The sequence below is a fragment of the Candidatus Nitronereus thalassa genome, from assembly GCF_032191465.1.
In the GTDB taxonomy this organism is placed as follows: Bacteria; Nitrospirota; Nitrospiria; order Nitrospirales; family UBA8639; genus Nitronereus; species Nitronereus thalassa.
Window position 1 is genome coordinate 380,573 of the sequence record NZ_JAQOUE010000001.1, and the last position, 12,827, is coordinate 393,399.

Below are 12,827 nucleotides of genomic sequence, written 5' to 3' on the forward strand. Positions count from 1 at the left end.
AGGATTGATCAAAGGCGTAACGAAATTTGGTTTATTTCTTTTCCTTATCGACTTCTTCAAATTCGGCATCCACGACTTTTTCGTCCTCACTCGTGGTCCCGCCTGCGGAGGATCCATCTGTGCCGGCATTGCCATCTCCAGCTGCCGTGGCGGCACCTTCAGAGGAGGCTGCCTTATACATTTCTTCGGCTAATTTATGAGAGGCCGTTTGCAGGTCTTGCATGGCCGTCTTCATCGCTTCAAGGTCGGTACCCTCCATGGCGGTTCGCATGGCCTTGATGGCATCTTGGATTTTTGTTTTTTCCTCATCGCTGATTTTATCGCCATTTTCCTGGAGGTTCTTTTCCGTACTATATACCAGGTTGTCGGCTTGATTTTTGAGCTCGACGATTTCTCGACGTTTTTTATCCTCTTCGGAATGCGCTTGAGCGTCCTTAACTAATTGATCAACTTCTTCTTTGCTCAGCCCGCTGGAGGCCGTAATTTTAATGGATTGTTCCTTTTGAGTGGCCATATCCTTGGCTGAGACATGTACAATCCCATTGGCGTCAATATCAAATGCCACTTCGATTTGGGGCATGCCACGTGGTGCTGGGGGAATGCCCACGAGATCGAATTGTCCCAGCAATTTGTTATCGTTGGCCATTTCGCGTTCACCTTGAAACACGCGGATAGTCACGGCTGTTTGATTGTCGGCTGCCGTAGAAAAGACCTGGCTTTTCTTTGTCGGGATGGTGGTGTTGCGATCAATAAGCCGCGTAAAAACACCGCCTAAGGTTTCGATACCCAAGGAGAGAGGAGTGACGTCCAGCAATAACACATCTTTGACATCCCCTCTGAGCACCCCGCCTTGAATTCCTGCGCCAATGGCGACGACTTCGTCCGGGTTTACCCCTCGATGTGGGTCTTTTCCAAAAAATTCTTTGACGCGTTGAATGACTTTTGGCATCCGAGTCATTCCCCCGACGAGGACGACCTCGTTAATGTCATTGGCAGTCACTCCGGCATCAGTCAAAGCCTTTTTGCAAGGCTGGATCGACCGCTCAATGAGATCATCCACTAATTGTTCTAATTTGGCTCTGGTTAATTTCAGCACCAAATGTTTTGGTCCTGTCGCATCGGCGGTAATGAAAGGGAGATTGATTTCGGTTTCTTGCGAGGAAGATAACTCGATTTTTGCTCGTTCAGCTGATTCTTTGAGCCTTTGTAAAGCCATTCGGTCATTCTTTAGGTCAATGCCTTGATCCTTTTTAAATTCGTCGACGAGCCAATCAATGATCCGTTCGTCAAAATCATCACCCCCGAGAAATGTATCACCGTTGGTGGATTTCACCTCAAAGACGCCATCGCCAATTTCTAAAATAGACACGTCAAACGTTCCGCCTCCCAAATCGTAGACGGCGATTCGCTCTTCACTTTTTTTATCCAAACCGTAGGCCAGTGATGCCGCAGTCGGCTCATTGATAATACGTAGCACATTGAGTCCGGCAATTTGTCCCGCATCCTTGGTGGCTTGACGTTGACTGTCATCAAAATAGGCTGGCACCGTGATAACGGCATCCGTGACTTTTTCACCCAAATAATCTTCTGCCGTCTGCTTGATCTTGGAAAGAATCATGGCCGAAACTTCTGGAGGGCTATAAGCCTTGCCACGAATGACCACATGAGCATCGCCATTGGCCGCTTCTTCTATTTTATAGGGAAGGCGTTTCTTGGCATCTTGCACTTCTTTGGCAGAGAACTTCCGTCCCATCAATCGCTTGACGGAAAAAATGGTATTTTCCGGATTGGTTATGGCTTGCCGTTTGGCAATTTGTCCTACCAATCGTTCGTCTTTATCATTAATTGCCACCACTGATGGCGTTGTGCGTCCTCCTTCGGAATTCGAAATGACTTCGGGATCGCCTCCGCTCATAATGGCGACACACGAATTCGTGGTTCCAAGATCAATTCCAATAATTTTACTCATTCCTGTTCTCCTTCCATATGCTGCTCATGGCTTTCTTCTCCTTGGGATACCGAAGGATCGTCCGTACTTGCGGTTTTGGCTACTGTGACCATCGCAGGACGTAGGATTCGGTCTTGAAGAAAATAGCCCTTCTGATATTCATCCACCACAAAATTTTCTGCCACTGTTGAAGATTCAACTTGCCCGACAGCCTGGTGTTTCGCGGGATCAAAGGGTTCGCCCGCGCTGGTGACTTGTTTGACACCGACTTTTTCCAAAGTATCCAAAAATTGTTTATACGTAAGCTCCACTCCTTCTCGTAATCCTTCGGTGTCGGATTTTTCTTGGCTGCATTGCAATGCGCGTTCTAAGTTGTCGATCGTTGGGAGCAAATCTTTTAATAATTTCTCATTCGCGAACCTGACGGTCTCGCTTTGATCTCGTTGCGCCCGGCGTTTGTAATTCTCAAACTCCGCGGCGAGCCGTAGATACTTATCATTTAATTCCTGAATTTCGGTCATTTTTGCCGTGAGTTCCGATTGTAAAACTGTGGGCACTTCCTCGTTGGTTGAGGCATCCGTTGTTTCCTCAGCGGAATTTTCGTCCACAATGGTGGATTGGTTTTCTCCCGTCAGGTGGGATTCGTTGGGGGTTGGTCGTTCATCTGATTTGTCCACAGCCGGTTCCTTCACTGATTGTCGAAAACCAAAATTTTTTAAAAAATCGAGGTTTTTCAAAGTGATCTTGATGTCCTGATTTTTTTTAGGTGGCCTATCGGTTTCACAAATACCTTGCGACTGCCGTAAATCATGAAAATCCTGTGTTAACGTTGGGTTTATCGCAATATCATCGGAATTAGGGTCCTGGCAGGTTAATCCCTGCCCAATGATGGCCTGTGTTCAGATAGACATTGTGGGAGGGAAGTCAACCCAAAGTATGAAAAAAATAGGGAAAATATTTACGGGGTGTGGATAACCTGGATAAACCGCTAATCGCCTTTGATCCGATGATAAAGAAGATTGAGCCCTTCAAGCGTGAGATAGGGGCATACGTCTTGGATGGTGCGTGAAATAGGGGCAAGGATTGCGGCGAGGCCTCCGGTGGCAATAACACGGGTGGTTTGACCAATCTCTTGCTGAATTCGAGTTACTAGCTCGTCCACCAATCCGGCATATCCAAAAATTAGCCCCGATTGCATACTGGTAACGGTATCAGTCCCAATGACGCTTTTAGGTCGGACCAATTCAATATCTGGCAGTTTGGCAGTATGGGCGTGAAGGGCATTGGCGGAACTCTTCAGGCCTGGGGCAATAGCACCTCCCAAATATCGTCCATCTTGAGTAATCGTGCAAAAAGTGGTGGCGGTTCCGAAGTCCACAATAATCAGTCCGGTGTGATAGCGAGCATACGCCGCTGCCGCATTCACTAGGCGATCCGTGCCGATTTCTCGAGGATTGGCATATTGAAGGGTCAAATGAAATGGAAAATCCGCCGTGACAAGTAATGGGCAATGGTGGAAATAGGTCTCAACCACCTGCTCAATGACGGGGGTGACCGGAGGAACCACGCTGGAGATGATGGTGCCATCGATACTCGTGGGCTGGATGCCTGCTTCACGCATCAGGGAAACAAACAGAGATCCATATTCATCGGATGTTTTCGTGGTATTCGTAGCCAATCGCCAGGATTTTTTAAGGGTATCGCGATCAAAGACCCCAAAGGCGATTTGTGAGTTGCCGATGTCAATCGTGAGGAGCATGTCAATTTTTAGTGATTGTGGGTTTTAGTTGATAACCAGGAAAATACATGTCTGGAGGATAGCTAATCAAGAGTTAGGATCTGACATGAATGACATCCGCCGAATGAATCTCGATGATCTTTTTTGAATCCTGTTCCAAAGGCGTGACATGAAGAGAGCCTTCTTTTCCAATGGCAGTTGCCCTACCATGAATTGCTTTTGTTTCTGTGAGAACACATCGCACATCCATACCGAGGGTTGAACAGGCAGCAGAATATGCGGCATGGACTTCATCTAGGTAGTTCAGGGCCAGTTGATCATACCACTTTTCTAATTGGTTGAATATGCGAATGAGAAGTCGATTTCGGTTGCACGATTCCTGTTTTTCGAGTGACAGCGATGTGGAGCTTTCTTGAAGCTCTTGCGGAAAATCATCCAGGTCGGCATTCACATTGATCCCGAATCCTATGATAATTACGCATGTTGATTTCTCTCGATTCATGCTCTCACACAAGATTCCACCTAATTTTTTGTTCCCAATCAAGAGATCATTGGGCCATTTCAGTGAGGGGGTGATTTTTTGGTCTTCTTCTATGGCTTTGGAGAGCGCCAGGCCTGTTGCTAATGGAATCCAGGATAAATGAGGTTGCAGTCGAGGATCTCGACATATTACCGAACAATAAATATTTTTGTGAGGGGGTGAGACCCAAGTGCGCCCCAATCTCCCTTTGCCCGCAGTTTGGTGTTCCGCCAGGATCACGGTTCCATGAGGTTCGCCTGATCCGGCTAAGGTTAAGCCAAGTGTGTTGGTAGAAGGCGTTTCGGTGACGATATGTAGGGATTGTCCAAGGTTCTGAGTCTTGAGTCCGGCTTGGATGACACCAGCGTTCAGGGCATCGGATTGTGGTTGAACCAACATGGAGACTGGCCCCTTAGTTTGAGAATGAATTTACGAAGGAAAAGGTCACAATATTTCCAAACTTAAGTCCACGCTCGGAGCTGAGTGGGTAAGCGCCCCGATGGAAATATAGTCGGTACCAGCGGCGGCATATTCTCGGATATTAGCCAGAGTGATTCCTCCGGAGGCCTCGACCAAAGCTCTCCCTTTAATTTGGGTCACTGCTTTGCGGACGACATCTGGAGTCATATTATCGAGTAAGAGTACATCCACCTGTCCCTGAATCGCAGGTTCAATCTCTTCTAATGCTTCAATTTCCACGCATATCTTCACGCAATGAGGGCCGTTTTCTCTAGCTAAATGGCATGCTTGGGTGAGGCTAATGCCGTGGGCTTTAAGAATGGCCAGATGATTATCTTTAATTAGGATGCCATCGTTGAGGGACATCCGATGATTTGTCCCACCACCCATGACCACGGCCCACTTTTGCAGTGTCCGGAGGCCTGGTGTCGTCTTTCTTGTGTCGAGAATTTTAGTGGGATAATCCCGCACAGCGTCGCAATACTGTTTGGTAAGCGTGGCAATTCCAGAGAGGTGTTGAAGAAAATTTAAGGCTACCCGTTCTCCCGTAAGAATCGATCGGGTGTTTCCCTCCAGTGTGGCTATTGTTTGTCCTGAAAGAATGGTTTCCCCGTCACCATGTTCAACGGTGATGGAAACGGAGTGATTGAGTAACTCAAAGACTTTTTGGAGGACCGGTATTCCGGCCACGGTAACCCCTTGCTTTGCCCTAATAACGGCTCGAGTCGTCGTGGAACTTGGAATAAGGGTTTCCGAGGTGACGTCTCCGTAGGAGATGTCTTCTTTAAGGGCCTGTCGGACAAGGGGATCAAGCTCATGGGGTGAGAGCAGGGGAGAAGACATGGTTCTTTTTAGGTAACCATTTTTTGGAGTTGAAGCTCACTGCTCGAAAGAAGAGAAAGCTCAGAGTTAAGGGCGTTGAGTCGATCTTGTGATTCCTGAATGACCTCGGGTTCGGCTTTGGCGGTAAAATCTGGGGAGGCCAGTCTTCCTTGAAGGCGGGTGGCTTCTTTGTGTTTGGTTTGAGTCTGCTTCTTGATGCGGTCCAATGCCTTTTTGAGGTCAACCTCCCCCTCTATGTGAATCCCGACTGTGAAGCTACCTGCCACTAGCTGCAGAACGTGATTCATTGGCCAATCAGTCTGGTTGGAGACTCCAAGTTTCCCTCGAGTAAGTTGTTCAATGTGAGGTTTCAGCGTCTGAAGTTGAGCTACATCTTGGGGATCTTTCGCTGTTGCAGAGAGAGACAGCTTTTTGGCTGGCCCGTATTCGAGTAATGCTCGGCCAGTGCGCGTGATGGTGACGACTTGTTCAATGATACGGAATGCCTCTTCGGCATTGGGATCGACCCAGTCATTGTTTTTCTGGGGGTAAGATTGGATGACAAGGCTGTCCCCTTCATGCGGAATGGCTTGCCAAATTTCTTCGGTGAGAAAAGGCATGAGCGGATGAAGCAGCCGTTGCACGATTTCAAACGATTCGAAAAGCGTGTAACGTGTTGAGCGGTTTTCAGGCGTATCATCGGCTTGTAGCGACGGCTTGATCAGCTCCAAGTACCAATCGCAGTATTCATGCCAAATAAAGTGATAAAGCTGATTGGCCGCTTGATCAAACCGATAGTTTTCCAAACTGATGTTGACGGAATCGGTAACCTGATTCAGTCGAGTGAGGATCCATCGATCGATTAAGGGGCGATCTTTAAAAGGGAGCGCCTGGATTTTGCCGTCCGCATTCATGAGAATAAATCGCGCGGCATTCCAAATCTTGTTGGTGAAATTGCGATAGCCCTCGATCCGTTCTTCAGACAATTTGATATCACGTCCAGGGGAGGCCATGGAGGTCAGGGTAAATCGCAGTGCGTCTGTGCCGTATTGAGACATTTTTGTGAGTGGATCGATAACATTTCCTTTGGACTTGCTCATCTTTTGGCCTTCGGCATCACGAACCAAGGCATGAATATACACATCCTTAAACGGGGGTTTGCCCGTGAATTTCAAGCCCATCATGATCATGCGGGCGACCCAGAAAAAGAGAATATCCAGACCCGTGACAAGGGTGGCTGTAGGATAAAAGGTTTTAAGATCCTGGGTGTCTTCTGGCCATCCTAATGTCGAAAATGGCCAAAGGGCAGACGAAAACCAGGTGTCCAGGACATCAGGGTCTTGAATAAAGTCCTCATTGCTACATGTGGGACATATCTTAGGTGCGACCCGGTCGACAGTGGGAGTTGCGTTCGGAGGAATAATGCTGCTCCCCGCTCCCTGGTCAACCTGTTTGACCTCAGGATAGCAAGTGGTGCAATACCAGGCGGGAATTCGATGTCCCCACCAGATTTGGCGTGAAATACACCAGTCTTTGATCCCTCTCATCCATCCGAGATAATTGTTGGCCCAGCCCTCGGGAATAATTCGAATTTGTCCTGTTTCGACGGCCTGGATCGCCGGGTCGGCAAGAGGCTGAATCTTGACGAACCATTGGGGAGAGAGAAAGGGTTCCACCACGGTCTTGCAGCGGTAACATTTTCCCAAGGCCATTTGATGATCATCGATCGAAGGCATGCGTTCCAGGGCTTGAAGAGCCTCAATGACAATGGGTCTCGCTTTTGCCACTGGCAAATTCGCCAATTGCGAGCGGAGCGAAATTTCCACCCCGGCCTTTTCTAGGGCTGCAGGGTCCAGTTGTGCATGGTAATTCAAAATGGAAAGCCGGGGAAGTTGATGCCGTTCACCAGCATCAAAATCGTTAAAATCATGTGCTGGAGTAATTTTAACGGCGCCAGTGCCAAATTCACGGTCAACAAGTATCGCATCACCAACAATGGGAATCGTCCGGGAGGTCAACGGAAGTCGGATGGATTTACCAATCAGATGGTTATAGCGAGGATCTTCCGGGTGCACTGCGACAGCTGTATCACCTAGTAACGTTTCAGGGCGTGTCGTTGCGATGGTCAAAAAGACATTTGGATCATCTGCAAGGGGGTATTGAATATGATAGAGCTTGCCTTTGAGTTGCTCATGCTCAACCTCAATATCAGAGAGAGCCGTGAGGCAGCGAGGACACCAATTGATTAATCGCTCCCCACGGTAGATTAATCCTTCTTGATGCAGGCGGACGAACACTTCGCGGACGGCTTTTGAAAGCCCATCGTCCATGGTAAAACGCAAACGGGACCAATCACACGAAGCGCCCAAATGTTTGAGCTGGCCGATAATTGTGTCGCCGGACTCTTGCCGCCATTTCCAAACCCGCTCAATAAACGCATCTCGTCCAAGTTGTTCTCGGGAACTGCCTTCGGCATGGAGTTGTCGTTCCACGACATTTTGCGTGGCAATGCCCGCATGATCGGTTCCGGGAACCCAAAGAGCTTTTCGTCCTTGCATACGTCGCCAACGGATTAAGATGTCCTGGAGAGTATTATTCAACGCATGACCAATATGCAGGGATCCGGTGACGTTCGGAGGGGGAATGACAATGGTGTAGGCATCGCCAGGGGCGTCAGAATTTCCAGCGAAATAACCCTGGTCTAGCCAATATTGGCTCCAGCGGGCTTCAACGGCCTGAGGTTCGTAGATCTTTTCAAGTTGACGGGAAGACATAAAGACGAGTTGGGGGCTAAAAGAGCAGGGATCTTAGCATGGGGTGTGGGCCCCCGCAAGGAACTTCAGCTTGTTTTAAGATGAAATTGTGTGATAGATACGGTAAGAATTTTCGCCAGGGATTTTACGGAAATACTGGCGATGGTCACAAATAACATTCACACATAACATAAGGAGCCATGCATGCCTAAGGGTCGAGAGAAAGATCGGGAACTCCGTCGGAAGCACCGCAAGAATCAACAACGTGTGAAAGCCCTTGATCAAGCTCAAAAGAAAGCAGGGAGCAAGAAGTAATCTCATCTTTTTCCTGTCCTGACCTTCATTGCCCCTTCCCTGTGGTTTTTTGATTCCTTTCATCTAAAGTCAATAAACTTCGGTCACTCGTTTTTTCCTCAGGTAAGTTTTATTGGAACTGCGTGTCTTAGTGTTCGCATTGTTTTTCATGTAGAATTTTAAATCCCATGTCCCAATCTCAAATACAGGTGGTGTTTTTCGATGCCGCCGGAACCTTATTTCACGTCAAGGGTTCGGTTGGGGAAGTCTATCTTCGCTATGCAGAAAAGTATGGGGTTGTTCCATCTCCGGAATTAACCACCAAAGTGAATCAGGCCTTTAAAGAAGCATTCCGGCAGGCGCCTCCTGCTATCTTTGCCGTGGATGAACCTGAAAAGCTCAAGCAATGTGAGCGGTTATGGTGGTTTGATATTGTGCATGGGGTGTTTTACCGCGTGGGGATGTTTGGAGGATTTGATGAGTATTTCGATGAAGTGTTTGAAGCATTTGGAACCGCAGATCTCTGGCAGGTATATCCGGAGGTCCCTGGAGTGTTAGAGCTACTGAAAACTCAAGGGTATGAGTTAGGGGTGATTTCTAATTTTGATACCCGATTTTATGGGATTCTTCGTGGACTCAAGTTGGATCAGTATTTTGATTCCATCACGATTTCAAGTTTAGCGGGTGCAGCGAAACCTTCGCCGAAAATATTTCAATATGCCTTGGATCAGCATGCACTCGAACCGGACGAAGCCCTGCATATTGGGGATAGTCGCAGTGAAGATTTCGATGGTGCACGCCATGCCAAATTGCATGGGCTTTTGATTGAAAGGGAAAAGGGGGGTGGAAAAAGTGGGGAAAGAGTAGTCAATTCTTTAACTGGCATTGTTGGTATGCTATCCCAGTTTTCCGCTTAAATTTATAAGCCGCCACCCTTCTCGGGTTTGCTTCCTATAAGGTTTTTTCTCTTAAATCGACCAAAAGGAATTAGGGAAATATTCTATACGCAGTTTGGCGTATATCATGCGTCCTGAACCCCTATATTTGCTGGGTTTTCGACTTGTTTCTTGCCTTGACTTCCCAAAATATAGCTTGATAGACTTTCCTTCCTAACTCCCTGCTTTTATTTAACTTTTCTTTATATAAGTTTGGTTTTTTCTAATGAGCACATTTAGATCACATTGTAACGTCAAGTACTGCTTGAACATTCGTGGGGGAAGTTTATGAGAGATTTTTCCGAGTTTGATGACCTCAATCAACCGTGGCATCGATTAGCTGTATTAGCTGAAGGATCAGAGGAGGATTGGGGCGCTGGTGAAGATTTGGATAGCGAGAAACTTCCTCCTGCTCCTAGTGGAGTTAAAGCTGTAGCTGGCAATGGATTTATCACGGTTACTTGGGAGCCCGTACCCAATGTCATGTATTACAATCTGTATTACCTGACCAGTAAGGGCGTGACTATTAAACCCAATGAATTGACACGTCCTATCGCGAGCCAAGAAGATTTTATTCCGGTGATTGGAGTGACGAAGGAAAAGGGCAATTGCATTGAAGGCCCTTCGAGTCCCTATACCCACAATGATTTAGCCAATGGGCTGTGCTACCACTATGTGGTGACTGCCGTGACGGAAGAAGGGGAAAGTCCTTGTTCCGAAGAGGTGATGTCCATACCGGCTCCCTATCTGCCGGTTTTGCAGTTTGGTGAGGATGGTATTGATGACGGAGAATTTCGTTCTCCGACCGGCATTGCCATTGACGGTGAGGGCTTCATTTATGTGGCCGATACGGATAATCACAGCATCCAAAAATTTGATAAAGATGGAAAGTTTATTGCCCGCTGGGGCGGGGAAGCCGATTCGCAGGAGGGGGCGTTCTATTATCCTCGAGGATTAGCGGCATCTCCGGAAGGACATATTTATGTCTCGGACAGTGGCAATAACCGAGTGCAAAAGTTTGATCCGGACGGCAACTTTATGACGGCCTGGGGCAAATTTGGGTTTGCCTGGCGAGGGGCCGAAGCTGGAAAGTTTGACGTACCTTGGGGCGTGACCACGGATTCCCAAGGAAATCTTTATGTCTCTGACACCAGTAATGCGCGAGTCCAAAAATTCGAGTCGAATGGCACCCCGCTGGTGAAGTGGGGCCGTGATGGCAGTTTTGATGGTGCCTTCTTTTACCCACGCGGTCTAACGGTGGACTTCGTTGGAAATATTTATGTGGCAGATGAGGGAAACCATCGTATTCAAAAGTTTGATCCCCGCGGAAACTTTTTAGCCAAATGGGGGCGAGAAGGCAATGGACCCGGCCAATTTAAATCGCCTTGGGGCGTGGCCTGTGACCCGCTTGGCAATATCTATGTAGTTGATAGCGGGAACCATCGAATTCAAAAATTCGATTCCAGTGGAACCTATCTTTGTAGCTGGGGGAACCGTGGGGCCACCGAAGCCCAATTGAACTACCCTTCAGGAATTGCCGTGGATAAAGAAGGATTTGTGTATGTGGTGGATAGTGGCAATCATCGGGTCATCAAGTTTGCTCCCACGGAAGAAGAATTGGCTCGAGGACGGGAAAAGGCCGAAAAGTCTCAAGTGAGGGAGGCTCATGAGGGCGAATTACCCCTTGTGCATTTAGTGGCAAAACCCGGTGATACAGAGGCGATTCTGAGTTGGTTCGATGTGCCCGGGGCCGTTTCCTATAATTTGTATTTCAGCACCGACCCCAATGTGACCAAAGAAACCGCGACAAAAATTGAAGGCGTGACGAGTCCCTACACCCATAGTGGATTAACCAATAACACTCCGTATTACTATGCCGTCGCTTGCTTGGATGAAGCTGAAAACGAGGGACCCTTGTCAGAGGAGCAAGAAGTGGCCCCCTTGTTGATCGATTTAGCGGCGCCACAGAATCCAGATTTGGTCTTAAATCATGGTGCCTATATGACTAATTCCTTGGATGTAGTGGCGACGATTTCCGCCAAAGACTTAGATACTGGGGTGGCTGGATATTTCATATCAGAAAATCCCATGACGCCAAGCGCCACCCTTCCTGGCTGGATCGAAGTCGAACCGGAGCACAAGTTTGGAGCCACGATTCCTTTTTCGCTGTCTCCAGGAGATGGACCTAAAACCGTCTATGTCTGGTTCAAGGATGTCGGCAACAACACATCAGTTCCTGCCAGTGCCAATATCATATTGAATACCTCTGGTTATGTGTGCACAGGGATGTGGGGTAAACCGGGTCGTGGGGCCTCCCTGTTACACGGGGGGGAATTTATGGCTCCCCTCTATGGGATGACCATTGATCGCCAAGGAAGTCTCTTCGTTGTGGATAATGGGAATAACCGAATCCAAAAATTTGAACGGAATGGAGACTTCATCTTGTTATGGGGAAACTTTGGCCAAGCCAACGGCAACTTCAATAATCCCACAGGTATTGCCTGCGATGGGAAGGGCGATGTGTATGTGTGTGATACTAATAATCACCGGGTTCAGAAGTTTGATGGCAAGCTTGGCCATTACCTAATGAAGTTTGGCGGGCGTGGCAATGGAGAAGGGCAATTCAATGCGCCTTGGGGCATTGCGGTTGACCGAGTGAGAGGCTATATCTACGTGGTCGATAGCGCGAACTTCCGTATCCAGAAATTTGATGAAGATGGCGAATTTATCATGCATTGGGGAAGTTTCGGCAATAACGATGGCCAATTCTATTTTGCCAGAGGGATTGCCGTGGATCAAAATGACGGTATGGTGTATGTCGTGGATATGGGAAATCACCGTATTCAAAAATTTGATACCAGTACCAATGTGTTGCCTCAGCTGGTGGCGAAATGGGGAGGCGGTTTAGGTGCAGGGCATGCCAGCAGTTCCCAAGCTCAAAACCCTGGGCAATTCCGATCACCCTGGGGCATTGCCGTGGATGGAAGTGGAGATGTCTTTGTGACGGATACCGGGAATCAGCGGATTCAAAAATTCGACCGTGAGGGAAATTTCATTACGCAATGGGGCGGCTTTGGCAATGCCCAGGGTCAGTTCAATTTCCCATACGGTCTAGCCGTAGACTCCAAAGGACATGTGATGGTGGTTGATAGCGGAAATATGCGAGTCCAGCACTTTATGCCTGCTGAAGACGCGGAAGAACATATTCGCGAAGAAGCTGAATCAGATTCCCTTGTTGCATTACCTGATGGCAAAGATTCCTAAACCCAATTTTGGGTGAAAAATAGGGGCTTCCAATCTTTGGTATGTGGTTGGAAGCCCTTTTTCTCTCACCACATCTCAATCTGAGACGATCATC

The 12,827-nt window shown here is 48.0% G+C and carries 8 protein-coding genes; 2 read left to right on the forward strand and 6 right to left on the reverse strand.

Going from position 1 to position 12,827, the window contains the following annotated elements:
- Positions 1–31: 31 nt before the first annotated feature.
- The 6 genes from dnaK to PPG34_RS01980 form a co-directional block, all read right to left on the reverse strand.
- Positions 32–1,969 (reverse strand): molecular chaperone DnaK, encoded by a 1,938-nt coding sequence (gene dnaK, locus PPG34_RS01955; RefSeq protein ID WP_313831452.1) that lies wholly within the window; start codon positions 1,967–1,969, stop codon positions 32–34.
- Positions 1,966–2,625: a nucleotide exchange factor GrpE gene (gene grpE, locus PPG34_RS01960; protein ID WP_313831453.1), complete on the reverse strand. Its 660-nt coding sequence runs from the start codon at positions 2,623–2,625 to the stop codon at positions 1,966–1,968. The genes dnaK and grpE overlap by 4 nt, the downstream gene beginning before the upstream one ends.
- A 311-nt stretch (positions 2,626–2,936) precedes the next feature.
- Positions 2,937–3,707, reverse strand: coding sequence for a type III pantothenate kinase (locus PPG34_RS01965; protein WP_313831454.1), 771 nt, complete (start codon positions 3,705–3,707; stop codon positions 2,937–2,939).
- Between the two features lie 73 nt (positions 3,708–3,780).
- A complete protein-coding gene (locus tag PPG34_RS01970) occupies positions 3,781–4,605 on the reverse strand; it encodes a biotin--[acetyl-CoA-carboxylase] ligase (protein ID WP_313831455.1) in 825 nt (274 codons plus the stop codon).
- Positions 4,606–4,650: 45 nt separating this feature from the next.
- Complete coding sequence (gene nadC, locus PPG34_RS01975; protein ID WP_313831456.1) at positions 4,651–5,508, reverse strand: carboxylating nicotinate-nucleotide diphosphorylase; 858 nt, start codon at positions 5,506–5,508, stop codon at positions 4,651–4,653.
- 8 nt (positions 5,509–5,516) lie between these two features.
- Positions 5,517–8,261: a valine--tRNA ligase gene (locus tag PPG34_RS01980; protein WP_313831457.1), complete on the reverse strand. Its 2,745-nt coding sequence runs from the start codon at positions 8,259–8,261 to the stop codon at positions 5,517–5,519.
- A gap of 461 nt (positions 8,262–8,722) precedes the next feature.
- Here PPG34_RS01980 and PPG34_RS01985 point away from each other — a divergent pair, with 461 nt between their 5' ends.
- The gene (locus tag PPG34_RS01985) at positions 8,723–9,451 is read left to right on the forward strand and encodes an HAD-IA family hydrolase (protein ID WP_313831458.1); all 729 of its coding nucleotides are present in this window, start codon (positions 8,723–8,725) and stop codon (positions 9,449–9,451) included.
- A gap of 306 nt (positions 9,452–9,757) precedes the next feature.
- Positions 9,758–12,733, forward strand: a complete 2,976-nt coding sequence (locus PPG34_RS01990) for a 6-bladed beta-propeller (protein WP_313831459.1) — start codon at positions 9,758–9,760, stop codon at positions 12,731–12,733.
- Positions 12,734–12,827: the final 94 nt, after the last annotated feature.

Excerpts from the sequence above, each read along its gene's own strand:
- dnaK (WP_313831452.1), bottom strand. The coding sequence starts at position 1,969 with ATGAGTAAAATTATTGGAATTGATCTTGGAACCACGAATTCGTGTGTC.
- PPG34_RS01965 (WP_313831454.1), bottom strand. The coding sequence starts at position 3,707 with ATGCTCCTCACGATTGACATCGGCAACTCACAAATCGCCTTTGGGGTC.
- PPG34_RS01970 (WP_313831455.1), bottom strand. The coding sequence starts at position 4,605 with ATGTTGGTTCAACCACAATCCGATGCCCTGAACGCTGGTGTCATCCAA.
- nadC (WP_313831456.1), bottom strand. The coding sequence starts at position 5,508 with ATGTCTTCTCCCCTGCTCTCACCCCATGAGCTTGATCCCCTTGTCCGA.
- PPG34_RS01980 (WP_313831457.1), bottom strand. The coding sequence starts at position 8,261 with ATGTCTTCCCGTCAACTTGAAAAGATCTACGAACCTCAGGCCGTTGAA.
- PPG34_RS01985 (WP_313831458.1), top strand. The coding sequence starts at position 8,723 with ATGTCCCAATCTCAAATACAGGTGGTGTTTTTCGATGCCGCCGGAACC.
- PPG34_RS01990 (WP_313831459.1), top strand. The coding sequence starts at position 9,758 with ATGAGAGATTTTTCCGAGTTTGATGACCTCAATCAACCGTGGCATCGA.